Source organism: Magnetospirillum moscoviense (assembly GCF_001650635.1).
Classification (GTDB): domain Bacteria; phylum Pseudomonadota; class Alphaproteobacteria; order Rhodospirillales; family Magnetospirillaceae; genus Magnetospirillum; species Magnetospirillum moscoviense.
In genome coordinates, this window is the sequence record NZ_LWQU01000119.1 from 30475 (window position 1) to 55420 (window position 24946).

20 protein-coding genes are annotated in these 24946 nt (G+C 65.6%); 7 read left to right on the plus strand and 13 right to left on the minus strand.

The window, feature by feature from the left end; genetic code table 11:
• The 5 genes from A6A05_RS06135 to fliI all read right to left on the minus strand — a co-directional run bounded on the left by A6A05_RS06135 (nt 1) and on the right by fliI (nt 4542).
• On the minus strand, nt 1-1110 hold the full coding sequence (locus A6A05_RS06135) for a hypothetical protein (RefSeq protein WP_068498478.1): 1110 nt from the start codon (nt 1108-1110) through the stop codon (nt 1-3).
• Between the two features lie 38 nt (nt 1111-1148).
• Complete coding sequence (locus A6A05_RS06140) at nt 1149-2081, minus strand: SAM-dependent methyltransferase (RefSeq protein WP_068498480.1); 933 nt, start codon at nt 2079-2081, stop codon at nt 1149-1151.
• 84 nt (nt 2082-2165) lie between these two features.
• Entirely contained in the window at nt 2166-2669 is a 504-nt protein-coding gene (locus A6A05_RS06145; RefSeq protein WP_068498482.1) for an HPP family protein, read from the minus strand.
• A gap of 70 nt (nt 2670-2739) precedes the next feature.
• Nucleotides 2740-3186, minus strand: a complete 447-nt coding sequence (locus tag A6A05_RS06150) for a flagellar FliJ family protein (protein ID WP_068498484.1) — start codon at nt 3184-3186, stop codon at nt 2740-2742.
• Between the two features lie 3 nt (nt 3187-3189).
• Nucleotides 3190-4542, minus strand: a complete 1353-nt coding sequence (gene fliI / locus A6A05_RS06155; RefSeq protein WP_068498486.1) for a flagellar protein export ATPase FliI — start codon at nt 4540-4542, stop codon at nt 3190-3192.
• A gap of 112 nt (nt 4543-4654) precedes the next feature.
• Between fliI and ctrA the strand changes: the two genes are divergently transcribed.
• From ctrA to A6A05_RS06170, 3 genes are all read left to right on the plus strand, one after another.
• Nucleotides 4655-5383, plus strand: coding sequence for a response regulator transcription factor CtrA (gene ctrA, locus A6A05_RS06160; RefSeq protein ID WP_068498488.1), 729 nt, complete (start codon nt 4655-4657; stop codon nt 5381-5383).
• A 103-nt stretch (nt 5384-5486) separates the two neighbouring features.
• On the plus strand, nt 5487-6854 hold the full coding sequence (locus A6A05_RS06165; protein ID WP_068498489.1) for a glutamate--cysteine ligase: 1368 nt from the start codon (nt 5487-5489) through the stop codon (nt 6852-6854).
• A 12-nt stretch (nt 6855-6866) separates the two neighbouring features.
• Nucleotides 6867-7163, plus strand: coding sequence for a chorismate mutase (locus tag A6A05_RS06170; RefSeq protein ID WP_068498491.1), 297 nt, complete (start codon nt 6867-6869; stop codon nt 7161-7163).
• Between the two features lie 22 nt (nt 7164-7185).
• Here A6A05_RS06170 and A6A05_RS06175 read toward each other — a convergent pair whose 3' ends face one another.
• On the minus strand, nt 7186-8190 hold the full coding sequence (locus A6A05_RS06175; RefSeq protein ID WP_068498493.1) for a TAXI family TRAP transporter solute-binding subunit: 1005 nt from the start codon (nt 8188-8190) through the stop codon (nt 7186-7188).
• A 222-nt stretch (nt 8191-8412) separates the two neighbouring features.
• On the opposite strand from A6A05_RS06175, the gene A6A05_RS06180 reads away from it, so the two are divergent.
• Entirely contained in the window at nt 8413-9435 is a 1023-nt protein-coding gene (locus A6A05_RS06180; RefSeq protein WP_068498495.1) for a hypothetical protein, read from the plus strand.
• Between the two features lie 4 nt (nt 9436-9439).
• Here the strand turns inward: A6A05_RS06180 and A6A05_RS06185 are convergent, their stop codons facing one another.
• From A6A05_RS06185 to A6A05_RS06215, 7 genes are all read right to left on the minus strand, one after another.
• Nucleotides 9440-9982 carry an NADH-quinone oxidoreductase subunit B family protein gene (locus A6A05_RS06185; protein ID WP_068498497.1) on the minus strand — a complete coding sequence of 181 codons (543 nt, stop codon included), beginning with the start codon at nt 9980-9982 and terminating at the stop codon, nt 9440-9442.
• Nucleotide 9983: 1 nt separating this feature from the next.
• Entirely contained in the window at nt 9984-11504 is a 1521-nt protein-coding gene (locus tag A6A05_RS22080) for a hydrogenase large subunit (protein WP_281193241.1), read from the minus strand.
• Nucleotides 11505-11511: 7 nt separating this feature from the next.
• A complete protein-coding gene (locus A6A05_RS06195) occupies nt 11512-13005 on the minus strand; it encodes a hydrogenase 4 subunit F (RefSeq protein WP_068498499.1) in 1494 nt (497 codons plus the stop codon).
• A complete protein-coding gene (locus A6A05_RS06200) occupies nt 13002-13667 on the minus strand; it encodes a hydrogenase-4 component E (RefSeq protein WP_068498501.1) in 666 nt (221 codons plus the stop codon). Before A6A05_RS06200 ends, A6A05_RS06195 begins: the two co-directional genes overlap by 4 nt.
• On the minus strand, nt 13667-14614 hold the full coding sequence (locus A6A05_RS06205; RefSeq protein ID WP_068498503.1) for a respiratory chain complex I subunit 1 family protein: 948 nt from the start codon (nt 14612-14614) through the stop codon (nt 13667-13669). The genes A6A05_RS06200 and A6A05_RS06205 overlap by 1 nt, the downstream gene beginning before the upstream one ends.
• A complete protein-coding gene (gene hyfB, locus A6A05_RS06210; protein ID WP_068498505.1) occupies nt 14611-16617 on the minus strand; it encodes a hydrogenase 4 subunit B in 2007 nt (668 codons plus the stop codon). The genes A6A05_RS06205 and hyfB overlap by 4 nt, the downstream gene beginning before the upstream one ends.
• Nucleotides 16618-16783: 166 nt before the next feature.
• On the minus strand, nt 16784-17467 hold the full coding sequence (locus A6A05_RS06215; protein WP_068498507.1) for an extensin-like domain-containing protein: 684 nt from the start codon (nt 17465-17467) through the stop codon (nt 16784-16786).
• Nucleotides 17468-17765: 298 nt separating this feature from the next.
• On the opposite strand from A6A05_RS06215, the gene A6A05_RS06220 reads away from it, so the two are divergent.
• The 3 genes from A6A05_RS06220 (at nt 17766) to A6A05_RS06230 (ending at nt 24469) form a co-directional block, all read left to right on the plus strand.
• Nucleotides 17766-19220 (plus strand): NAD(P)-dependent oxidoreductase, encoded by a 1455-nt coding sequence (locus tag A6A05_RS06220; RefSeq protein WP_068498509.1) that lies wholly within the window; start codon nt 17766-17768, stop codon nt 19218-19220.
• Between the two features lie 43 nt (nt 19221-19263).
• The gene (gene gltB / locus A6A05_RS06225; RefSeq protein WP_068498511.1) at nt 19264-23775 is read left to right on the plus strand and encodes a glutamate synthase large subunit; all 4512 of its coding nucleotides are present in this window, start codon (nt 19264-19266) and stop codon (nt 23773-23775) included.
• 241 nt (nt 23776-24016) lie between these two features.
• A complete protein-coding gene (locus tag A6A05_RS06230) occupies nt 24017-24469 on the plus strand; it encodes a hypothetical protein (RefSeq protein WP_068498514.1) in 453 nt (150 codons plus the stop codon).
• Nucleotides 24470-24946 lie beyond the last annotated feature (477 nt).

Sequence of the window (24946 nt, forward strand, 5' to 3'; positions counted from 1 at the left end):
TCAATGGTGCGGCTGCTTGGCCAGCCACTCGTTGATGGTGGGGACCATGGCCTTGAAGGTCAGCGAGAAGGACGCCATCAGCTTGTCCTTCTCCTGGTTCATGTGCAGCATGTTATCGACCACCTTGCGCAGGATGTCCTTCGAGAAGTTGGGATTGCCGACCACCATCGGCAGCTTGTTGCCCAACGCCGAGCGCATCGAGGTCACCAGCACTTCCAGCTTGTCGATGTTCAACCGCTCGAGGTCTTCCAGATTCTCGGCGGCGATCCAGCACAAGACATCGCCGAAGATCTTGGCCGAGCTCTTGTCCAACGCCGCCACCACGTTGAAGAACGCCTTGTCGCGGGCGAAGAAATCCCAGGCGCTGTCACCCAGAAGCTTGCGATAGAAATCGTACATGTCGCGGTTCCACACCGCGACGCCGGCGATGGCCTGGGGCCGGTGCACCAGGATATCGACGAAATCCTCGCCGGCGGCGGCCCGGACCTTCTTCAGCATTTCCGGCGGGAACTGACCGACGGCGGCGATCGCCTCGACCGTCCGCAGCGCCAGGACGTCCTCGCCCAGCTCCATGATCTGCGGATAGGAAAGGTGCTGGCGATAGGCCGACAGCAGCGGCAATTGCCAGCCGAAGGCGATGTAATTGGCCAGATGGCGCAGCTTGCGCTCTTCCACCGGATCGTGGCCCATGCGGGTGACCTCGACCTGCTCGGTCTTGGTGATCAGGCCGAACAGCGCCTTCTTGGTCACCGTCTCGGTCACGACCTGCTCGGTCTTCTCGGACTCGAACATCTTCTTGGCGCAGGTGCGGACCAGCAATTGCTGGATCTGGTTCAGGCTGACGCCGCAGACCAGCGCCTGGGACTCGTCGCGCACCGGCTTGCCGTCCGCCGCCTTGACCACCACGTCGCAGACGGCCCGGTTGGCGATGAAGGCGGTGATGAAGGCATCCAGCGCCTCGGGGCTGGCGATCAGCATCTGATAGGTCAGCTGGCCATCGACCACGCCGGCCCGCTGCAAAAGGGCCAACACCGCTTTCAGGCCTTCGATGATGGCCTTTTTGGTGTCGGCGTCGATGTCGATCGGCGGCGGAAGGGTTGCGCTGGACATGGTACCCCTGCAGGCGGGCGGAAATGCACAGGGAAGGTTTAAACCGTCCCGTCGGGCAAGGCAACTGTGGCCAACCGCACCCAGGTCAGTTCGTGCTTGTTGTGGGAGAGGTGCATCACCGCCGAACCGGGGATGGCGGCGAAGGCGGCGGCCATGGCATGGTCGGTTTCGCCCTGGAACTTGATGGTGCAGACGAAATTCTTGACCGTGCCGGCGGCGATGAAACGCTCTATCAGGCGCAGCAGCCGCTCGGGATAGCAGATGACGTCGGAAAACAGCCAATCGACCGGCCCCAGATCGGCCGGGGTCAGACCGAAGGCGCTTTCCTTGCGGACCATCACGCCCTCCATCGCCTCGATCCTGGGATCGAGCGGCGCCTTGTCGACGCTGATCACCCTGGCCCCCAGTCCGGCCAGCACCCAGGTCCAGCCGCCCGGGCAGGCGCCCAGATCGACGCACAATTCGCCGGGGGCGGGGCGGACACCCAGCCGGGTGAACACATCCCATAGCTTGAGATAGGCGCGGTTGGGCGGATTGACCCGGTCCTCGACGAAATTCAGCTCGCCGTTGGGGAAGGCACTGGAGCAATGGCCGGCGGCCAGCAAGGTCGACTCGTCGAGCAAGGTGAACGAACCAAGCGGCGCGGTGGGGGCCGGCTGGCCGAAGGTGATCGGCTTGGCCGACACCTTGGGCAGCTTTTCCACCATCAAGGCGGTGCGGCGGTGCAGGGTCGGCGCATAGGGCCACCAATTGCGCTGGATGGCGCGCAACGCCTTGGCGCCCTCGCCGATCGAGGCGATGGGAATGATGCGGGCATCGTGCCAGATATTGGCCGCCCAGGCGGCGGCGATTGCCGGCCCCTCGGTCAGGACAAGCCGGCCATGCCGGCGCGAGACGGCGGCACCGGCCAGTTCCTGGTCCAGGTCGGCCTCGAAGCCTTCGGCGGCGAGATAGGCGGTCAGTTGGGTCACGGGTGCGGGTATCACTTGGCAAGCGGACGAAGACGCCCCTTAAGAAGCACAGCGGACCCGACGCTGTACACGGCTTTTCGCCGCTCAGCCCGATCGGCCGACCGGCAGCGGATAAACCACCCGTGGCGGCAAGCGATGGATCGCCAGAGCCAGCAGCACCAGGGCCACGGTGCCGGCCAACACCGGAGTCAACAGGAAGTCCCAGCCGGGATGAGCCATCATCACCACGATCGGGTCGGCCCCGGCCGGCGGATGGGTCAGGCGCGCCATTCCCAGAATGCCGATCACCAGCCCCACCGCCAACGCCATAGTCCAAAAGCTGTTGGGCAGCCAGGCATCCAGCAGCAGGGCCAGGGTGGTGGCGATCAGATGGCCGCCGATCAGATTGGCCGGCTGCGACAGCGGGTTGTCCGGCATGCCGAACAACAGGACCGCCGACGCTCCCAGCGGCGCCACCAGCAGCGGCAGGCCGCTCCACTCCCCCAGCATCGCCACCATGCCGACACCGATCAGGCCGCCAAGCGCGGCCTTGATCCAGGTGCGCGGGTGGACCGGCTCTTGATGGCGATGGACGAAACGGCGGGGCATGGCGGCGGACTCCGGCGGCGCTTGAATATCACGATGTAGTGATATTCGGCCAGTCACGCCTTGACGCTGGTCACCCCTCGTTCGCCGCCTCTTCCCGGCGGCGGAACTGGGTCATGCCGACCTCGTCCAGGAAGATCTGTTCCTTACGGTCGGCTTCTTCCCGCTCCAGCTTCTCGCGGTTGGCCTGGGTGACCTCGTAGGTCTTGAGTTGACGGTAAGCCTCGGCCAAATCGTCGCGTGCCGCCTCGATCTGGGCCCGCACGTTCATCAGGGCGCGGTCCTGCTCGTTCCTGTGATCGCGCCAGGCGCGGTGATAGGCCCCATACAGATAGCCGACCCCGGTGGCGTCGGCGGCGGCAATCTTTTGTTCCTCGATCAGGCGGTGCTCGGCATGATCGATGTCGGCCAGGATCTGGTCTTCTGCGGTCTGCAGGCTGGTCAGCACCCGACGCTTTTCATCGACATTGAACTTCGACAGTCGGATCAGGGTCTTGATGCCCTTGGCGTTCCTGGCCATGGACTAGCGCCCCCCCATCCCGTCGCCGTCGAACGGCATGCCCAGGATGTTGGCCAGCATGGCGTAGCATTGCTGCAGCGAATTGGCCTCGGTCTTCTTCTGGCCCAGGAAGGCCTCGAGTTGCGGGTAATAATGGATGGCCTCGTCCACCGCCGGGTCGGTGCCGCGCCGATAGGCGCCCAGGCGGATCAGCTCGGCCATGTCCTCGTAGGTGGCCATCAGCCGCCGGGCCTTGCTGACCAGAGCGTTTTCCTGCTCGTTGTTGCAGGCCGGCATGGTTCGAGACACCGAGCGCAGCACGTTGACCGCCGGATAGCGGCCGCGATCGGCGATGGCGCGGTCCAGCACGACGTGGCCGTCCAGAATGCCGCGCACCGCGTCGGAAATCGGCTCGTTATGGTCGTCGCCATCGACCAGCACGGTGAACAGGCCGGTGATCGAGCCCTTGGCGGTGCCGGGGCCGGCCCGCTCGAGCAGGCGCGGCAATTCGGCGAACACCGTGGGCGTATAGCCCTTCGAGGCCGGCGGCTCGCCCGCCGACAGGGAAATCTCGCGCTGGGCCATGGCGAAGCGGGTGACCGAATCCATCATGCACAAGACGTCCTTGCCCTGATCGCGGAAATATTCCGCCACCGCCAACGTCACATAGGCGGCCTGGCGGCGCATCAGCGGGCTTTCGTCCGAGGTGGACACCACCATCACGGCCTTCTTCATGCCCTCGGGACCCAGATCGTCCTCGATGAATTCGCGCGCCTCGCGGCCACGTTCGCCGATCAGCCCGATCACCGCGACGTCGCAGCTGGTATTCTTGGTCATCATCGACAGGATCGAGCTTTTGCCGACGCCGGAACCGGCGAAGATGCCCATGCGCTGGCCGCGGCACATGGTCAGGAAGGTGTTGACCGAGCGCCCCCCCAGATCGACCTTGCCGGCGACCCGCTGGCGCGAATGGGCCGAGGGCGGTCGGGCGCGGATGGGAAAGGCCTCGTCGCCGACCGGCAACGGCCCCAGCCCATCCACCGGCTGGGCAAAGGCGTTGATCACCCGGCCCAGCCAATGGGGCTCGGGATAGATCACCGGCTCGGAATCCTGGACCTCGGTGCGGCAGCCCAGGCCGACACCGTCGATGGCCACGAACGGCATCAACAGGGCGCGCCCCGAGCGGAACCCCACCACCTCGCACGGCACGCGGCGGCCATCGCGGGCGATGACATGGCAGCGGTCGCCGACCGATATCTGGCGCTGCACGCCGCCGGCCTCGATCAGCATGCCCTGCACCGCCGCCACCCGGCCATAGACCTGGATGCCGGTGACGCGCTCGATGTCGGTGACCACGTTTCGGACGAGAAATTTCATCGTTTGGAGCGAATCTTGATAAGAGGTTAACAACAGCCGCCGGAAATGGTTAATATACGCCCGCGAAGGTTACCACATCCTCAATGGACCCCGCCGAACAGGGATTGCCACGATGCGCGTGTTGGTGGTCGAAGACGACCGGATGATGACCCAGTTGATCGAGACGATGCTGAAGGCCGAAGGCATGGTGGTCGATTCCACCGCGCTGGGCGAGGACGGGCTGGAAATCGGCAAGCTCTACGATTACGACATCATCTTGCTGGATCTGATGCTGCCCGACATGGACGGCTACGAGGTGCTGCGCCGACTCAGGTCATCGCGCATCGAGACGCCGGTGCTGATCCTGTCGGGGCTGACCGAGCCGGACAAGAAGATCAAGGGCCTGGGCTTCGGCGCCGACGATTACCTGACCAAGCCGTTCGACAAGGGCGAATTGGTGGCCCGCATCCAGGCCATCGTGCGCCGCTCGAAGGGCCACGCCCAGTCGGTGATCAAGACCGGCAAGCTGGCGGTCAACCTGGATCAGCGCACGGTGGATTCCGAAGGCGAGCCCCTGCACCTGACCGCCAAGGAATACGGCATCCTGGAACTGTTGAGCTTGCGCAAGGGCCAGACCCTGACCAAAGAGCAATTCCTGAACCACCTGTATGGCGGCATCGACGAGCCCGAATTGAAGATCATCGACGTCTTCATCTGCAAGCTCAGAAAGAAGTTGTCCACCGCCACCGGCGGCGACAACTATATCGAGACGGTGTGGGGGCGCGGCTACGTGTTGCGCGACCCGGAAACCGTCCCCGCCAAGACCACACTGGGCCGCCCGGAACCCTCGTCCGCCCATTGACGGCGGCGGTTTCCGTCTCCAAATGGACGCTTGACGCTGCGGACGCGAAGGCGTTTGCTGGTCAGCACAGCGCGGTGCCGCCCCCCACTTGTCAAGGAATCCCATGTCCGCACCGGCCAAACCCAGCGGCGAGCCGATCACGTCGAAGCGTCAGTTGGTTGAGTACATCGAATCGGGCTGCAAGCCGGCCGAGGCCTGGCGCATCGGCACCGAGCACGAGAAGTTCGGCTTCACCATGGACGATTTGCGCCCGCTGGCCTATGAGGGCGAGCGTGGTATCCGCGCCATGCTGGAAGGCCTGTCGCGCTTCGGCTGGCGCCCGGTGCTGGAAAACGGCACCCTGATCGCCCTGATCGACGATACCGGCTCGTCGGTGACGCTGGAACCGGGCGGGCAGCTGGAATTGTCGGGCGCGCCGTTGGAAACCATCCATCAGACCTGCGTCGAGACCTATACCCACCTGAAGCAGGTCAAGGACGTCGCCGCCCCCTTGGATATCGGCTTCCTGGGCGTCGGCTTCCAGCCGAAATGGCGCCGCGAGGACACGCCCTGGATGCCCAAGGGCCGCTATCGCATCATGCGCGACTACATGCCCAAGCGCGGATCGAAGGGGCTGGATATGATGCTGAGGACCTGCACCGTGCAGGTCAACCTGGATTTCGCCTCGGAAGCCGACATGGTGCGCAAGTTCCAGGTCTCGCTGGCGCTGCAGCCGTTGGCCACCGCGCTGTTCGCCAGTTCGCCCTTCATCGAGGGCAAGCCGTCGGGCCTGCTGTCGACCCGCTCCGACGTGTGGACCGACACCGATCCCGACCGTTGCGGCATGCTGCCTTTCGTGTTCGAGCCGGGCTTCGGCTTCGAACGCTATGTCGATTACATGCTGGATGTGCCGATGTATTTCGTCTATCGCGACGGCCAGTACATCGACGCCTCGGGCCAGTCGTTCAGGGATTTCATGAATGGCCGCCTGCCGGCCCTGCCCGGCCAGGTCCCGACCATCGGCGATTGGATGGACCATCTGACCACCGCCTTCCCGGAAGTGCGTCTGAAGAAATATCTGGAAATGCGGGGTGCCGACAGCGGTCCGTGGCGGCGCATCTGCGCCCTGCCGGCCCTGTGGGTCGGCCTGCTTTACGACACCGCCGCCCTGGATGGCGCCTGGGATCTGGTCAAGGATTGGTCGATCGAGGAACGCGAAAGCTTGCGCACCGCCGTCCCGCGCGAGGGATTGTCCGCCCGCGTCGGCGGCCGCAGCCTGGAAGAGATCGGGGAAGACGTGCTGGACCTGGCGGCGATCGGCCTGAAGAACCGTGCCCGCCTCTCGGAATCGGGCCGTGACGAAAGCATCTATCTCGAGCCGCTGATGGCCATCTTGCAATCGGGCCGGACGCCGGCCGAGGAGATGCTGGAAGCCTTTAACGGCCGCTGGCAGGGGAGCGTCGACCCCTTGTTTGCCGAGTATGCGTACTAAGGAGAGCTAGAAATGGCCCACTGCAAGGACCTGAACGACGTCCGCGCCCATATCGACCGCCTGGATCGCCAGATCGTGCCGCTGCTGGCCGAGCGCGCCACCTATGTCGCCCAGGCCCCCAACTTCAAGGCGACCAAGCATCAGGTGGTCGATCGCGACCGCATCGAGGAGGTGATCTCGAAGGTCCGCCATCTGGCCAACGAAGAAGGCTGCGATCCGACGCTGATCGAGAACATCTACCGCGCCATGATCGACGCCTACATCGTCTTCGAGGCCAAAGTCTTCCTGGACGTCCACCCCGAGAAATAGGCCCAGGGCGCGGATGCCCCCGTTAAGGCGTCATCCCCGCATCGAAATAATAGCTGGAAGCGCCGCCATGCAGCTGGATGCCCATGCGGGCGATCGCCTTGGCGTCCAGCTTGATCAGGCGGCCGCGGCTGTTGGCCTCGGCCAGCAGCTTCTGGGTCGATGGCTGCCACAGCGCCTTGGTGATGTCGTAGATCAGGGCGTCGGGCTGCTCGGCGCCGGTGACCAGGGCGACGCCGACATCCAGTGTCAGGTTGGCGTCGTGGACGCCTTCGTACAAGGCGGCCGGGATGCTGCCGACCTGGAAGAACGGCATCTGGGACAGGATCTTCTCGGCCTCGGGGCCCGAGATCGGCACCAGGTCGATGGCAGTGGTCTTGGCCAACTCGGCGACGGTCGGGACCGGATAGGCATCGACCACCAGCATGGCGTCCAACTGGCCGTTCGCCATGGCATCGGCCGCCGGGCCGGGCTTCAGGAACGACAGCTTGACCTGATTCTCGACCACGCCATAGGCGGTCAACAGCATGCGGCCATGCACCAGCGACCCGGAATCCTTTTCGCCGAACGACACCCGCTTGCCCTTGAGGTCGCGCACGTTTTTGATCTTGGCATCCTTGCGGGCGACCAGGTGCATGCTTTCCGGATACAGCATGGCGATGCCGCGCAGGTTCTGCACCGCACCCTTGGCCTTGTAGATGCCCGAGCCGTGATAGGCCCAATAGGCGATATCGGCCTGGACCAGGGCGGCATCCAGCCGCTTGGCGCCGATGGCCTCGACATTGGCGATCGAGCCACCGGTCGACTTGGCCACCGCCACCATGCCCGGCACGCCGCAGCTGCCGCCCTTCTCGCACTCGCGCGAACCCGGCGGGTTCGACAGCGCGTTGGCGATCAGGCCGCCGATGGGAAAGCGCGTCTCGCCGGTCGGACCGGTTCCCAACTGAAAGAATCGAATGTCGGCCGCCTGGGCGACAGAGACAAGAAACGTCGCCACCAGGGCGAAAGCAATCAGTCGGGCGCGGGTCACGGGAAGGGTCCTCCGGTTCGGGCGGGGTGACGCTGGCCCCAATATACCGCGTCACATTAAAATGTCCTTATATAATCGCGGTAATTTCGCAGTTTCCCACGATCACTTTTCACGGCAATATGGCCGCGCAACCGGCTTCGGGCCACGAGATCGATGGATGGTGCACTGACTTGTTCAATGGGTCAGTGTGCTTTTTGAACAAGTCAGTGCAACAGGGGTTCGATGGACGAAGAGCTTAGTGCGATAGCCGACAGCGACATGGATTCCATGTTCGTGTTGCCGCTGTCGATCATTCCGTTGCAGACGCCGGCTTTGCAAAGCGCCAAGCTGATCAAGAACGTGCGCCTGAAGAGCGTGATCGAAATCTTCCAAGACGCCCAGACCGGGTCGGGCCAGGTCGATATCGATAGCCTGCCGCGCATGTTCAATTGGCCGGATATCGAACTGCATCCCGATCACGCCGTCTTGCGTCGATTGGCGTTGCTGCCCAGCTACGACGTCTATTCGCTGCGCATTTCCTTGCGCGAGCACGGCATTCCGGTGAACGATTATTCCGCCCTGAAGCTGTCGCCGGACAAGGCCGCCGAGCTGACCAAGTACATGATGATGTTCACCCGGCCGCTGCTGAAGCTGATCTATGCCGACGAGGCGGTGAACGTCAATACCTACGAGGATTTGCTGCAGCTGTTCCGCGACCCCGACGTGCGCAAGGCTCGCCAGCGGCTGGAACAGATGGCCTCCAGCCTGAACATCGATATCTTCGAGGTGCCGCGCTTCCTGGAAGATTACGGCGACACCTTCCTGTCGCTGTCCTATTTCCGCCACTGCCTGGACCGGCTGGAACCCTATTTCACCGCCTGCGTCGAATCGATGAAGCCGATCCGCACCCATTTCCAGCTCAGGCAGGATGCCGGTCTGATGAAGACCTGCGACACCATCGAGGACACCATCAACAACATGTCGGCGGCCATCACCGGCCGCCTGGAAGTGTTCGAGACGCGCACCCGCGAGATGTGGGGCAACCTGAACCAGGAAGAGTTCCGCCAGGTCAAGACGCTGATCGAGCGCTATCACGTCACCATCGGATCGGTGCTGTGCGGCCTGACGGTGAAGATGAATTCCTTCGCCCGCATGTTCCCGCGCCCCAACATGGGCGGCCCGGTCAAACGCGCCGACTTCATGGCCTCGGAAATGATCCAGGGCATCGGCCAGATCCGCCAGGCGGAAAAAACCTTCGCGATATGATCCCCTACCTTCCGTCCACCCGCTGCAGCAAGGCCAGCAAGCCGGACAGCAGCGCGGTCGGTGTCGGCGGACAGCCGGGGATGTGCAGGTCGACCGGCACGATGGCCGACACCCCGCCCGCCACCGCATAGGAACCGGCAAAGCAGCCGCCGTCACGCCCGCAATCGCCCATCGCCACCACCCAGCGCGGGTTGGGCGTGGCGTCATAGGTGCGGCGCAGGGCTTCGGCCATGTTCCAGGCGACCGGACCGGTGACCAGCAAAACGTCGGCATGGCGCGGACTGGCGACGAAGCGAATGCCGAAGCGTTCCAGGTCGTAAACCGGATTGTTGACGGCGTGGATTTCCAGCTCGCAGCCATTGCAGCTGCCGGCATCGACGGCGCGGATCGCCAGGCTGCGGCCCAGGCGGGCGCGCGACAGATCGCCCAGGCTATCGCCCAGTTCCATCAGCCCGGCCGGATCGGGATCGGGCGCGCCCTTCATGGTCAGCGGCCCGCGCAGCAGGTGGCGGGCGATGATGCGGGCGATCGGCGGAATCAGCGGCATGTCACGAATCCTGGCCCGAATAGGAACAATTGAACGACTTGTTGCACAACGGGAAGTCGGCGACGATGTTGCCCTCGATGGCGGCTTCCAGCAGCGGCCATTGGAACCAGGACGGATCGTGGGCATGCAGCCGCACGATCTTGCCGGCTTCCGACACCCGCACCCACACCACCACGTCGCCGCGGAAGCTTTCGACCACCGCCACCCCCTCGCCGGCACCGCGAAGGGCCACCGGCGTCGCGATCGGGCCGGGCTGCATGGCGGCCAGGATCTGCTCGATCAGGGACAACGAGGCCTTGATCTCCTCGGCGCGGATCATCAGGCGGGCATGGACGTCGCCGTCGCTCATCACCGGCACGGTGAAGGTCAGGTCTTCGTACGGCGGATAGCCGGGATTGCGCCGGGCATCCTGGCCGCGCGACGAGGCGCGCCCGACGAAGCCGCCGGCGGCGAAACGATGCGCCAGCGCGCCGGACAGGAAGCCGGTCCCGGTGGTGCGGTCCAACAGAGACGGCGTCTCGTCGTAAAGCTGCATGGCGCGGTGGAAGCCCTTCTTCACCGCATGCCGGGCGTGGTGCAGGATGGAAGGGCCATCGTCGGGCAGGTCGCGGGCGACGCCGCCGGGGATGATCTGGTCCATCAGCAGGCGATGGCCGAAACAGGCGGCGTTGGCCCGCAGCACCGTCTCGCGCAGCGCGCCCAGATGGGACAGCATGATCGAGAAGGCGGCGTCGTTGCAGATGGCGCCGATGTCGAACAGATGGTTGGCGATGCGCTCGCACTCGGCCATCAAGGCCCGCAGCCATACCGCGCGCGGCGGCGGCTCCAGCCCCAGGGCCGCCTCGACGGCGCGGGCGAAGGCCAGCGAATAGGCCACGGTGGCATCGCCCGAGACGCGGGCCACGATGCGGCCGGCATCATGAAGCGGCTTGCCGGCGGTCAGGCCGGCGATGCCCTTGTGGACATAACCCAGCCGCTGTTCCAGCCGCACCACCGTCTCGCCCTGGCAATGGAAGCGGAAATGGCCGGGCTCGATCACGCCGGCATGGACCGGGCCGACCGGGATCTGGTGCAGGCCGTCGCCTTCGGCGGTGTGGAAGCGATAAGTGGTGGCCTTGGCCTCGGCCTCGCGCGGCTTGCCCAGCGGGTGCTTGACGCCCCAGCGGCCATGTTCCAGCCACGGGCGCTGGTCCTCCAGCCCCTCGGGCACCAGGCCCCACAGGTCGCGGATGGCCCGCTCCAGCCGGATCGCCGATGGTCGCGCCTGGCCCAGGGCGAAGAACTTGCCGTCGGGGCAAGGATGCGACGCCACCGCGATGGCGCCTGAATCCTCGCCGCGCAGCAGGACGTGCACCTCGGCCGGCTCGCCCCATTCGGCCATGATTTCCCAGTTGGACACCGTCATCTGCTCGGCCAGCTTGCGCCAGGTGCGGGCATCCAGCTGGAAGCGCGGCCAGGGCTTGTGGCCCGCCACCTCGCGGCCGGCAGACAGAAACTCCATCAAGGTGATGTTGCCCATCATCGCGCGGTCATCCCAGCAATTTGGCCACGGCTTCGAACCACGCCACCAGGGGCGCCGGCAGCCACAGACCGGCGATCACCACCAGCGACATATGCAGCCACAAGGGCACCGTGGCCATCATGGTTCCCAGCCAGTTGCCGCCGCCATGGGCGCGGCGGTTGGGCGGCGGCGGCGGCCCGAACGCCATGCCCTGCAGGCGCGACACCAGGGCGCCGAAGGCCAGCAGCAGCCCGACCACCAGCGGCAGCGCCAGCAGCGGCTGCTTCGAGAAGGCCGAGGTGACGACCAGGAACTCGCTCATGAACACCCCCATCGGCGGCAGCCCGGCGATGGCCAGCACGGCGATGACGAAGCCCCAACCCAGCACCGGGTGGCTGGCGGTCAGACCGCGAATGTCGGCGATGCGCTTGGTGCCGGCATTCTGGGTGATGATGCCCACCGCGAAGAAGATCGCCGACTTGGTCAGGCTGTGCATGGTCATGTGCATCAGGCCGGCGAAGTTGGCCACCGCGCCGCCCAGCCCGAAGGCGAAGGTGATGACGCCCATATGCTCGATCGAGGAATAGGCGAACAGCCGCTTGATGTCGCCGCGCCGGTACAGCATGAAGCCCGACAGGAACAGGCTGGACAGTCCCATCATGATCATCAGCGGGCCAGGCGCCAGCGTCTCGGGATTGGTCGAGATCAGCATCTTGAAGCGAAGCAGCGCGTAAAGGGCGACGTTCAGCAGCAGCCCCGACAGCACCGCCGAGATCGGGGTCGGGCCTTCTGCGTGGGCGTCGGGCAGCCAGGCGTGCAAGGGGGCCAGACCGACCTTGGTGCCATACCCCACCAGCAGGAACACGAAGGCCAGGTTCAACAGGTCGGGGTGGAAGCCGGCCGCCTTGGTGATCAGCAGGGTCCAGGCCATGGCGTCGGCGCCGTCGCCCATCACCGGCTGGGCCGCCAGATAGACCAAGGTGGTGCCGAACAGCGCCAGGCCGATGCCGACCGAGCACAAGATGAAATATTTCCACGCAGCCTCGATGGCTTCGCGCGTGCGGTACAGGCTGACCATCAAGACGGTGGTCAGGGTCGCCGCCTCGATCGCTACCCACATCACGCCGATATTGTTGGCGACCAAGGCCAGCAGCATGGTGAACAAGAAGGCCTGATACATCGCGTGATAGAAACGCAGATGCATGTCCGACAGGTGCTTGGCCCGTGATTCCCGGCTGATATAGGCGGCCGAGAAGATCGACGTGGTGAAGCCGACGAAGGCGGTCAGCGCCACCAGATAGACGTTGAAATCGTCGATGAACAGCAATCGGGTCGGCTCGGGGCGGTGCTGGAACAGCACCAAGGACGACAGGAACGTCGCCCCCGACACCGCCACGTTCAGCCAGGTCGCCAGCCGCCAGCCCGGCAGGACGGCCAGAAAGCCGGCGGCCCCCAGCGGAATGGCCAGGATCCACAAGATCGGGTTGGCGGCGCCGGCCTGCATGGCCGCTGTCACGCTCATTGCCGGTCCCCCCGATAGGTTTCCAGGAAATGCAGATCCAGGCTGTCGAAGCGCTCGCGGATGCGGAAGAAGAAGATGCCGAACACCGTCATCGCCACCAGCACCGAGAAGGCAATCGAGATTTCCACCACCAGCGGCATGCCCTTGGCCGAGACGGCGGCCAGGATCAGCCCGTTTTCCAGGGCCATGAAGCCGACCACCTGGGTCACGGCATTCCGGCGGGTGATCATCATCAGCATGCCCAGCAGCACGACCGACATGGCGATGGACAGCGATTCGCGGGTCAGCGCCGCGGCCTTGGCGGTGACCGGCAGCACCAGCATGATCGCCAGCGCCACCAGGGCGACGCCGACGATCATGGTCCAGCCGATCGACAAGGCGGTTTCCACCGTGCGGTGAATCCCTAAGCGCTCGACCAGCCAATGCAGGGCGATCGGCACGGCGATGGCCTTGAAGATCAGGGCGATGGCGGCGGTGGCGTAAAGATGCGGCGCGTTCTGGACATGGGCCTGCCAGGCGGCGGCGGCCGCCAGGGCCAGGGCCTGGAAGGCGAAGGTGTTCAAAACGGCGAACAGCCGGCGCTGGTACAGCATGCCGAACCCGGCCATCAGCACGGTGGCACCGATCAGGTGGGCAAGGTCATAGGAGAACTGCTGCAGCATCAGACAGCCTCCGACACGTAAAGGAAGATGGTGGCAAGAAGTCCCAGCAGCAGGGCGCCGCCCAGGAAGTCGGAATAGCGAAACACCCGCATCTTGGCGATCACCGTCTCGAACCAGGCCAAGGCGGTGGCCAGGATGAACAGCTTGGCGGCGAAGGCGGCCATGCCGACCAGAATACCCGGCAGCCCGGCCCCGGGCATGGCCATGCCCCACGGCGCGAACAGGCAGGCGATCAACGCCATGAACAAGGTCAGCCGCACCATCTGCGCCGCCTCGATCATCGCCAGGTGGCGGCCGGAATATTCCAGCACCATCGCCTCGTGCACCATGGTCAGCTCCAGGTGGGTGGCGGGATTGTCGATGGGGATGCGGCCGTTCTCGGCGATGGCCACCATCAGCATGGCGGCCAGCGCCAGGCCCAGGCTGACCTCGATGCCGACATTGCCGCCCAGCACGAACACGACGATCTGCGCCGGCTGGGTGGTGCCGGCCACCAGCGACAACGAAAAGGTCACCATCAGCATGGCCGGCTCGGCCAGCGAGGCGATCATCATCTCGCGGCTGGCGCCCAGGCCGCCGAAGGCGGTGCCGACATCCATGCCGGCCAGCGCGGTCCAGAAGCGGCCGATGGCCAGCAACGCCACCAGGGCGATCAGGTCGGCGGCCGGGGCCAGGAAGATGTTGGTGGTGAAGGTCGGCACGATGCACGCGGCCAGCCACACCGAGGCGAAGGTGATGTAGGGCGCGGCGCGGAATATCCACGAGGCCGAATGGGCCACCACCGCTTCCTTTTGCAGCAGGCGATAGAAATCGCGGTAGGGCTGCCAGGGCGGCGCGCCGCGCCTGCCGTTCAGGCGCGCCTTGACCCAGCGCACCCAGCCGGTGACCAGCGGCGCCGTCGCCAGCACCAGCACGATCTGCACGATTTGCCAGACCACCGCCGTCATGATTGCTGCCTCACCGCGACCACCAGAAGCATGAAGACCAGGGTGCAGAACATCATCAGCAGGTAGCCGCGCACCGTCAGGTATTGCAGCCGGTTGACCAGGTCGGCCGCCCAGTTGACGATGCCGCCGATACGGCCATAGACGCCGTCCCACACCGGGTCGATCATCGACACCGTATGGCGCGCGGGCGAATCGTCGCCGGGCGGCGGCATCACCACGCTCTCACGCGCGCGGAACACGGTGCCGCCAAACACCCGGCGGATCGGCTGGGCGAAGGACGGGCCGGTATATTGGGTCTGGGGAATGTCTTCCCGGTGGCCGCAATCCCAGGCATCGGCGCGACGCACCGCCTCGGTGCCGAAACGATGGACCAGCAAGATCACCGCCCCGAACAGCGCCAGCCCGACCATCACCAGCACCGTGCCGGAATAGGACCCGCGATTGGACGAAACCGGGCTGAGCCACGGCCAGCCCAGATCGGCCGACACCTTGAACGACACCCCGGTCAGGGGCTGCACCACGTGGGACAGCGCGTCGGTGACGGTGACCGGGATGACGCCCAGCACCACGCAGGCGCCGGCCAGCACCACCAGGCTGGCGCGCATGCCGAAGGTGACCTCGCCTGCCTGGCGGGCGGCGTCGGTGCGCGGCCGGCCCAGAAAGGCGATTCCGTAGGCCCGCACGAAACAGGCGGCGGCCAGGGCGGCGGCCAGGGCCAGCAAGGCGCCGACCACCGGCACGCCGAATTTCATCGCCCAATGGGGCAGGCCCGGCCCCTTGAACAGGGTCTGCAGGATCAGCCATTCCGACACGAAGCCGTTCAGGGGCGGCAGGCTGGAGGCGGCGGCAGCGCCGACCAGAAAGGCCGCGCCCGTCACCGGCAGCCGGTTCAGCAATCCGCCCAGCTGACTGATCGAGCGCTTGCCGGTGGCGGTGATCACCGCGCCGGCCCCCAGGAACAGCAGGCTTTTGAACACCGAGTGATTGACGATGTGGTAAAGCCCGGCGACCAAGGCCAGGGCGGCCAGCAGATTCTCGCCATCGGCCTTGAAGGCGATGGCCAGGCCCAGACCGATCACCACCACGCCGACATTCTCGACGGTGGAATAGGCCAACAGCGTCTTGATGTCGTCTTGCATCACCGCATACAGCACGCCCATGACGGCGGTGATGCCGCCGACCACCATCATCGCCGCGCCCCACTGCCAGCCGACATCGCCATGCAGGTCGAACAGGATGCGGATCAGTCCGTACAGGGCGACCTTGGTCATGACGCCGCTCATCAGCGCCGAGACATGGCTGGGCGCCGCCGGATGGGCCAATGGCAGCCACACATGCAACGGCACCAGCCCGGCCTTCGAGCCGGTGCCCAACAGGGTCAGCAGCACCACCAGGAAGCCGGTCACGCCCGACAGATCCTTGAGCCGCATGGCGGCGAAGGTATAGTCGCCGCCCGCCCCGGCCATCAGGCCCAGCGCCGGCAACAGGCAGAAGGTGCCGAACACCGCCATCATCAGATAGACCGCGGCGGCCCGGCGATTGTCGGGCTTTTCATGGTCGGCCAGCACCATCAGCCACGAGGCCAGCGACATGAATTCCCACGCCACCAGGAAGACGAAGGCGTCGTCGGCCACCAGCACGGTGTTCATGCCGAATAGGAACAAGGGATAGAACGGCGTGACCCGGCGGCGTTCATGCAGATGCTCGGAATAGCCGATGGCATAGGCCGAGGCGATCGCGCCCGAGAAATTGATCACCAGCAGGAACAGGGCCGACAGATTGTCGATGCGAAAATGCGCCTTCAGCCACGGCAGGCCGAACGGAAGCACCAGGTTGGGCGCGCCCCACACCCCGCCCAGATGTTCCAGCCCGCCGGAAAACAGCGAGACGCAGGCGATGAAACAACCGGCATAGGCCACCGCGTGCGCCCGCTCCCACCGCCCAAAGGCGATGATGAACAGCGACAGCAACGGCAAGGACAGCAAGGCGCTGGCGATCAGCATGACAGCCCGCCCCCCGCCCGGCCGCGACCGGATGGTTGCTTCATCTCCAAAGTGTCCTCCGCCCCCTGAACAGGGTTTTTGGCCGGCCCGCTTATACGGCTTGTTATTATCGCGGGCGGTCGGGAATCATACCATGCGACCACCAAATCACAAGGCGGTGGAGCCCTTAATAACCACACAATGTGTGGGGGCCGATATCCAGATGCAGATGGTCCTGGTGCAAGCGGTCATGGTTGGGGGTCAGCACCACATTGAACGTCGAGCACGACCCCCGCGCCACCTCGTGCAGGAAGGCCGACTTGGTGCCGGCCCCGCGCCAGTCCTTCTTGACCGAGATCGGGGTGCCGTCGGCCAGCTCGAAGCCGACGATGTCGATGGCTTGGCCCTTGGCATGCTCGGACAGCCGGCCGCCCTTCGACGCCGTCGAGCCGGCGGCGGCCAAGGTGGTGCCGTTTCTGCGCATGCGGCAATCATAGGTGCCGGCATGCAGGATCTTCCTGACCGGCTGGCCGAAGCGGGCCAGGGCCGCCTGCTGGATGATCTGCTGCTCGAATTGCGCCACCGTGCGGGCCAATGAACAGGTCATCACACTGGGGCGGTTGAACTGGGCGCCGGAAGCGCTGACACTGACCGGATTGGCGATGCCGCACCCCTGCTCGGGGTCGCCGAAGGCCTGAACCGGCTGATAGGCCACCTGCAGCGCCGCCAGGTCCCGCAGGCAGGCGGCGTCAGGATCGACCAATGGCGGCTGGGCCGGCGGGCCGAAGACGAAGGCCGAGGGCGCCGGACCACGGGCGCAGGCCGACAAGGCCAGCAGCAAACACAGCACGGCAAGGGCGCGGTACGGCACGACGGGTGACCCCCCTGTTTTCCAGACACTGCGACTATAGTGTTTCACGGTCTGCAATGACAAGAAAAATGAATAAGGTCAGCGCATTGGATGGCTATCCTTAACCTATTATTAAAGGCCGATAGTCTCGTTCCGGTACCATTTTGCGGAAAGCCCAGGCTTCGGTCGGCCGGCGCCACCATCAATTCCGCCATTTTATGGCAGCATAGCTGTCCTTTGGCGAAGAATCTTCTGGAATTCGGCAGCCTTCCTGCCGTAAAAGATTCGTCCGATCATTCCCTTTCCAAGGTCCGTTGCCATGGCTCGCAAGATGCTGCAATTCACCCGCCTGGATCCCTGCCAGCCCGCCAAGCGCCCGGCGGCCGAGCGGCGCGGCGACTTTGGCGAGATCAGCCGCGCCTTCGAACCCGAGCGGGCCGCCGACCAGGCCTCGCGCTGCGAGCAATGCGGCATCCCGTTCTGTCAAATCCGCTGTCCGCTGGGCAACAACATCCCCGACTGGCTGATGCTGTCGGCCACCGGCCGGATGGAAGAGGCCTACCAGATGGCCGCCTCGACCAATTCCTTCCCCGAGATTTGCGGCCGCATCTGCCCGCAGGACCGCCTGTGCGAGGGCCATTGCGTCCTGGAACAGTCCAGGCATGGCGGCGTGACCATCGGCGCCATCGAAAAGCACATCACCGAAACCGCCTTCGCCGAGGGCTGGGTCGAGCCGGTGGTGCCGCCGCGCGAACTGGCCGCCTCGGTCGGCATCGTCGGTGGCGGGCCGGGCGGCCTGGCGGCGGCGGAAGCGCTGCGCCGGATCGGCTATCAGGTCACCGTCTATGACCGCCACGACCGCATGGGCGGCCTTCTGATCTATGGCATCCCCGGCTTCAAGCTGGAAAAGAGCGTGGTCGAGCGCCGCACCAAGCTGCTGGCGCAAGGCGGCGTCACCCTGGTCGCCGGCACCGAGATCGGCCGCGATCTGTCCTTCGCCGACCTGCGCGAGCGCCACGACGCCGTCCTGATCGCCACCGGGGTCTATCGCGCCAGGGGCCTGGATTGCGAAGGCGCCAAGCTGGCGGGAATCCATGCCGCGCTGGATTATCTGATCCGGTCCAACCGCGCCGATCTGGGCGACACCGGGCTTGACCCCGCGCTGGACGCCAAGGGCAAGAACGTCGTGGTGATCGGCGGCGGCGACACCGCCATGGATTGCGTGCGCACCGCCATCCGCCAGGGTGCGCGCTCGGTCAAGTGCCTGTATCGCCGCGACCGCGCCAACATGCCCGGCAGCCAGCGCGAGGTGGCCCACGCCGAGGAGGAAGGCGTCGAGTTCGTGTGGATGGCCGCGCCCGAGATGGTGCTGGGCGAGACCAAGGTGACGGCCGTGCGCGCGCACCGCATGCATCTGGGCATGCCCGATTCGTCGGGCCGGCGCAGCCCGCAGGTGATCGAGGGCTCGGGCTTCGACCTGCCGGCCGACATGGTCATCTCGGCCCTGGGCTTCGAGCCCGAGGACGTGCCGGCTCTGTTCGGCGAGCCCAGGCTGGAGACCACCCGCTGGGGCACCCTGACAGTGGACGACCGCCTGATGACCAGCCTGGACGGCGTGTTCGCCGCCGGCGACATCGTGCGCGGCGCCTCGCTGGTGGTGTGGGCGATCAAGGACGGCCGCGACGCGGCGGCCGCCATCGATTCCCACATCAAGGCCAAGCCCAGGGACAAGACCAAGGACAAGGTCAAGACCAAGCCCAAGGCGGCCCAGTAACCCATTCGACCCTTCCGGGACCATCCCGACCGTGGAGCCTGTCATGAGCGAGCAATTCGCAGCCCTGTACCTGAAGAACGCCGCCATCCTGGACGCGGCCGGCATCGACACCATGCCGCACGACGCCTGCGGCGTCGGCCTGGTCGCCACCTTGGACGGCAAGCCCCGGCGCGACGTGGTGGTCGCCGGCATCGAGGCCCTGAAGGTGCTGTTCCATCGCGGCGCCGTCGATGCCGACGGCAAGACCGGCGACGGCGCCGGCATCCATGTCGAGCTGCCGCAGGACTTCTTCAAGGAACATATCCGCCACACCGGCCACGAGCCGGTGCCGGGCCGGCTGGGCGTCGGCATGATCTTCCTGCCCAAGGCCGACCTGGGCGCGCAGGAACGCTGCCGCTGCATCGTCGAGGCCGAGATCTTGAATTTCGGCTATGCCATCTATGGCTGGCGCCAGGTGCCGGTCGACGTTTCGATCATCGGCGAGATGGCCAACGCCACCCGCCCCGAGATCGAGCAGATCATGATCGCCAACACCCTTGGCACGCCGGAAGAGCGGTTCGAGACCGACCTTTATATCCTGCGCCGGCGCATCGAGAAGCTGGTGCTGGCCGAGCACATCACCGACTTCTATATCTGTTCGCTGTCGGGCCGCTCGATCATCTACAAGGGCATGTTCCTGGCCGAGCAGCTGACCAGCTTCTATCCCGACCTCTTGGACGAGCGCTTCGTGTCGCGCTTCGCCATCTATCACCAGCGCTATTCCACCAACACCTTCCCGACCTGGCGCCTGGCCCAGCCGTTCCGCATGCTGGCCCATAACGGCGAGATCAACACCCTGTCGGGCAACCTGAACTGGATGAAGGCGCACGAGCCGCGCATGGGGCACGAAGCCTTCGGCGACCACATGGAGGACATCAAGCCGGTGATCCAGGCCGGCGGCTCGGACTCGGCCGCGCTCGACAACGTGTTCGAGGTGATGGTCCGCGCCGGGCGCACGGCGCCGATGGTCAAGCAGATGCTGGTGCCGGAATCCTTGGGCTCGAACGCCCTGATGCCCGATTCCCACCGCCATTTCTTCGGCTATTGCAACGCCGTCATCGAGCCGTGGGACGGCCCGGCGGCCATCTGCGCCACCGACGGCCGTTGGGTCATCGCCGGCATGGACAGGAACGGCCTGCGTCCGATGCGCGTCACCATCACCACGGACGGGCTGTTGATCGTCGGCTCCGAGACCGGCATGGTCAAGGTGGCGGAATCCGACATCATCGAGAAGGGCCGGGTCGGACCGGGCCAGACCATCGCCGTCGATCTGGAGCAGGGCCGGCTGTACCGCGACGGCGAATTGAAGGACTGGCTGTCGTCGTTGAAGCCCTATGGCGAGTGGACCAAGCGCATCACCGAGCTGGACAGCCTGGTCAAGAGCGCCGCCAACGAGCCGGCCGAGCTGTCGACCGAGGAATTGCGCCGCCGCCAGCTGGCCTATGGCCTGACCATGGAAGACATGGAGCTGATCTTGCAGCCGATGGTCGAGGAGGCCAAGGAAGCGGTCGGCTCGATGGGCGACGACACGCCGCTGGCGGTGCTGTCCGACCAGTACCGGGGCCTGCACCATTTCTTCAAGCAGAACTTCAGCCAGGTCACCAACCCGCCGATCGATTCCCTTCGCGAGTCCCGGGTGATGAGCCTGCGGACCCGGCTGGGCAATCTGGGCAACATCCTGGACGAGCATGAAAGCCAGTGCGACGTGCTGGCGCTCAACAGCCCGGTCCTGTCCACCGCCGAGTTCGAGGCCATGCGCCGCCACATGGGAGCCGCCGCCGCCGAGATCGACTGCACCTTCGATCCATCCGCCGGCGAGCATGCCCTGAAGGACGCGCTCAACCGTATCCGCCGCGAGGCGGAAGAGGCGGTGCGCGCCGGCTGCACCCACCTGATCCTGTCCGACAAGAGCGTCGATTCCTGCCGCGCCCCGGTGCCGATGATCCTGGCCGCCGGGGGCGTGCATTCCCATCTGGTGCGCGAGCGCCTGCGCACCTGGACCAGCCTGAACGTCCGCTCGGGCGAGGCGCTGGACGTCCATTACTTCGCCGTGCTGGTCGGAATCGGCGCCACCACCGTCAACGCCTATCTGGCCCAGGAAGCCATCGCCGATCGCTGGCGCCGCGGCCTGTTCCCCGGGCTCACGCTGGAAGAATGCGTGCGCAACTACAAGAAGGCCATCGACCAGGGTCTGCTGAAGATCATGTCGAAGATGGGCATCTCGGTGATCTCGTCCTATCGCGGCGGCTGCAACTTCGAGGCCATCGGCCTGTCGCGCTCGCTGGTGGCCGAGTTCTTCCCCGGCATGACCAGCCGCATTTCCGGCATCGGCCTGAACGGCATCGCCAAGAAGACCACCCGCCAGCATGCCGCCGGCTTCGCCACCGCCTCGGCGGTGCTGCCGGTCGGCGGCTTCTACCGCGTGCGGCGCGGCCAAGAGGCCCACGCCTTCGACGGCACGCTGATCCATCTGCTGCAGACGGCGGTGTCGACCGATTCCTACACCACCTACAAGAAGTATTCCGACGGCGTGCGCCGGCTGGTGCCCATCACCATCCGCGACCTGCTGGACTTCCAGCCCAATGCGGCGGCGATCCCGATCGACGAGGTGGAATCCATCACCGAGATCAGAAAGCGCTTCCTGACGCCGGGCATGAGCCTGGGGGCGCTGTCGGCGGAAGCCCACGGCACCTTGAACATCGCCATGAACCGTATCGGCGCCAAGTCGGTATCGGGCGAGGGCGGCGAGGACCGCGAGCGTTATCGTCCGCGCCCCAACGGCGACAACGCCAACTCGGCCATCAAGCAGATCGCCTCGGGCCGATTCGGCGTCACCGCCGAGTACCTGAACATGTGCCGCGAGATCGAGATCAAGGTCGCCCAGGGCGCCAAGCCCGGCGAGGGCGGCCAGCTGCCCGGCTTCAAGGTGACGGTGGAAATCGCCAAGCTTCGCCACGCCACCCCCGGGGTCATGCTGATCAGCCCGCCGCCGCACCACGACATCTATTCCATCGAAGACCTGGCCCAGCTGATCTATGACCTGAAGCAGATCAACCCCGACGCCCGGGTGACGGTCAAGCTGGTGAGCCGCTCCGGCATCGGCACCGTCGCCGCCGGCGTCGCCAAGGCCAAGGCCGACACCATCCTGATTTCCGGCAATGTCGGCGGCACCGGCGCCAGCCCCCAGACCTCGATCAAGTTCGCCGGCCTGCCGTGGGAACTGGGCCTGTCGGAAGCGCACCAATTGCTGACGCTGAACCGCCTGCGCCACCGGGTCAAGCTGCGCACCGATGGCGGCCTGAAGACCGGCCGCGACATCGTCATCGCCGCCATGCTGGGCGCCGAGGAATTCGGCATCGGCACCACCAGCCTGGTGGCGCTGGGCTGCATCATGGTGCGCCAGTGCCATTCCAACACCTGCCCGGTCGGCGTCTGCACCCAGGACCCCGAACTGCGCGCCCGCTTCACCGGGTCGCCCGAGAAGGTGGTCAATTTGTTCACCTTCATCGCCGAGGAAGTGCGCGAAATTCTGGCCAGCCTGGGCGCCCGCTCGCTGAACGAGATCGTCGGCCGCACCGACCTGCTGCGCCAGGTCAGCCGTGGCGCCGCCCACCTGGACGATCTGGACTTGAACCCGCTCTTGGCCCAGGCTGATGCCGGCGGCTTCGCGCGGCACTGCACCCAGGAGGAGAGGAACGAGGTGCCCGAGACCCTGGACGCCCAGATGATCCAGGACGCCCGCCCGGCCCTGGAAGACGGCGAGAAGATGCAGCTGGCCTATAATGTCAGAAACGTCCAACGCGCCATCGGCACCAAGCTGTCCCACAAGATCACCCGGAAGTACGGCATGACCGGCCTTAATCCCGGCCACATCACCGTGCGCCTGCGCGGCTCGTGCGGGCAAAGCCTGGGCGCCTTCGCGGTCCAGGGCCTGAAGCTCGAGGTGTTCGGCGATTCCAACGACTATGTCGGCAAGGGCCTGTCGGGCGGCACCATCGTCGTGCGCCCGTCGGTGTCGTCGAACCTGGCCTCGAACCTCAACACCATCATCGGCAACACCTGCCTGTACGGGGCGACGGCCGGCAAGCTGTTCGCCGCCGGCCAGGCCGGCGAGCGCTTCGCCGTCCGGAATTCCGGGGCGATCACCGTGATCGAGGGCTGCGGATCCAACGGCTGCGAATACATGACCGGCGGTACCGCGGTGATCCTGGGGCCGGTGGGGGCCAACTTCGCCGCCGGCATGACCGGCGGCATGGCCTTCGTCTATGACGGCGACAACACCTTCCGCAACCGGGTCAACCCGGAAAGCGTGGTGTGGCAGAAGGTTCAGACCAGCCATTGGCTGGGCGTGCTGGAAGGATTGCTGCGCGAGCACGCCCTCGAGACCCAGTCCAAGTGGGCCGAGGAATTGCTGGCCGATTGGGACCGCGAATCCGCCCGCTTCGTCCAGGTGATCCCGAAGGAGATGCTGACCCGGCTGGATCATCCGGTGACCGCGGCGGCCGCCGCCGAATAATCCCTTCCAGTTCGCCGACGGCGCGGCCCTGGGGTCGCGCCGTTGCGCACAACTTGAAATCCTTCGAGAACATACGCTACACTGTAAGTTCCTGAAAAGGATGTTCTTCAGCGTCCAAAGGACGCGTTCTTGGGGTTTGCTCATGGGAATCGGCAGAATCGCCTCGTTCCTGAGTTCGTTGTCTCCCGCATCCGAGTCCGCTGCGGCGCTATCTTCGGCTGATCGGGAGCTTCCGGAATCCTTGCGCCAGACCGAAGCCTCGATGGCCCAGCAGGACCACGAGCGCCAGCGTCAGGGCGCCGGTCCCGCCGATATCGTCCAGCAATTGCAGACCATGATCGCCGCCGTGCGGACCCTGGCCGACAGCGCCGTCCAGCAAGGCGCCGCCCTGCCGGTGTCGCAGACCGGGGCGCAGTTGCGCAACGCCGTCAGCGGTCTGGGGCACCTGTTGTCGGCGCTGGACCCGCAGACCCTGGCCATGGTCCAGACCCAGGTGCGGGAAGCGGGCAAGGCGGTCGATGCCGTCGAGGCCGGATTGACCGGTACCAAGGAATCGGCCGAGCAGGTGTTTCGCACCATGTCGGCCGACCGGGCCGAGGCGGCCAAGGCCATCAGCGATCGCTTCCAGGCCGAGATGCAAGACGCCGTCAGCCGCGTGCGCGGCGCGGTATCGATCGTCGCCCTTCCGCAATAGCTCAATCGGCCGGGCCTGACAGGCTGCGGAATAGCTCGTTCCGCCTTCCATTCCAGCGTCACCCCCGCGCAGGCGGGGTCCATGTTGGGGCGAAATGAACATCTTGCCACAAGATATTGAGTGGCTGCGGCATGGATTCCCGCTTTCGCGGGAATGACGGGAGTTTTTCCGCAGCCTGTTCTCATGTTCGCTGTCAATGGATTTGGTCAGGCGTTTCCGCCCTGGATGCGCCCAGGCGCTAGATTTCGGTGCGGTGCCCACGGCAGGAGGCGGGGCCAAAGACGACGGTTGAGCAAGCTCTCATACGCGGGTTGGATACCGCATGACCGTGTTTTCGTCTTGGGGCTGCCTCGGTCTAAAGGGCGAGCGTCGGCAATGCCGGCTCATAACAGGGCACGAGGATTGAACGAAACCGCTGGCGCGGTATTGGAGCCTGATGTGACGTCGAAGGCTCCCGTCTGACAGGGTTGGTTTCCC

Bases quoted from the DNA above. Each gene is read 5' to 3' on its own strand.
- A6A05_RS06135 (WP_068498478.1), bottom strand. From the start codon at position 1,110: ATGTCCAGCGCAACCCTTCCGCCGCCGATCGACATCGACGCCGACACC.
- A6A05_RS06145 (WP_068498482.1), bottom strand. From the start codon at position 2,669: ATGCCCCGCCGTTTCGTCCATCGCCATCAAGAGCCGGTCCACCCGCGC.
- A6A05_RS06150 (WP_068498484.1), bottom strand. From the start codon at position 3,186: ATGGCCAGGAACGCCAAGGGCATCAAGACCCTGATCCGACTGTCGAAG.
- fliI (WP_068498486.1), bottom strand. From the start codon at position 4,542: ATGAAATTTCTCGTCCGAAACGTGGTCACCGACATCGAGCGCGTCACC.
- ctrA (WP_068498488.1), top strand. From the start codon at position 4,655: ATGCGCGTGTTGGTGGTCGAAGACGACCGGATGATGACCCAGTTGATC.
- A6A05_RS06165 (WP_068498489.1), top strand. From the start codon at position 5,487: ATGTCCGCACCGGCCAAACCCAGCGGCGAGCCGATCACGTCGAAGCGT.
- A6A05_RS06170 (WP_068498491.1), top strand. From the start codon at position 6,867: ATGGCCCACTGCAAGGACCTGAACGACGTCCGCGCCCATATCGACCGC.
- A6A05_RS06180 (WP_068498495.1), top strand. From the start codon at position 8,413: ATGGACGAAGAGCTTAGTGCGATAGCCGACAGCGACATGGATTCCATG.
- A6A05_RS06185 (WP_068498497.1), bottom strand. From the start codon at position 9,982: ATGCCGCTGATTCCGCCGATCGCCCGCATCATCGCCCGCCACCTGCTG.
- A6A05_RS22080 (WP_281193241.1), bottom strand. From the start codon at position 11,504: ATGATGGGCAACATCACCTTGATGGAGTTTCTGTCTGCCGGCCGCGAG.
- A6A05_RS06195 (WP_068498499.1), bottom strand. From the start codon at position 13,005: ATGAGCGTGACAGCGGCCATGCAGGCCGGCGCCGCCAACCCGATCTTG.
- A6A05_RS06200 (WP_068498501.1), bottom strand. From the start codon at position 13,667: ATGCTGCAGCAGTTCTCCTATGACCTTGCCCACCTGATCGGTGCCACC.
- A6A05_RS06205 (WP_068498503.1), bottom strand. From the start codon at position 14,614: ATGACGGCGGTGGTCTGGCAAATCGTGCAGATCGTGCTGGTGCTGGCG.
- hyfB (WP_068498505.1), bottom strand. From the start codon at position 16,617: ATGCTGATCGCCAGCGCCTTGCTGTCCTTGCCGTTGCTGTCGCTGTTC.
- A6A05_RS06220 (WP_068498509.1), top strand. From the start codon at position 17,766: ATGGCTCGCAAGATGCTGCAATTCACCCGCCTGGATCCCTGCCAGCCC.
- gltB (WP_068498511.1), top strand. From the start codon at position 19,264: ATGAGCGAGCAATTCGCAGCCCTGTACCTGAAGAACGCCGCCATCCTG.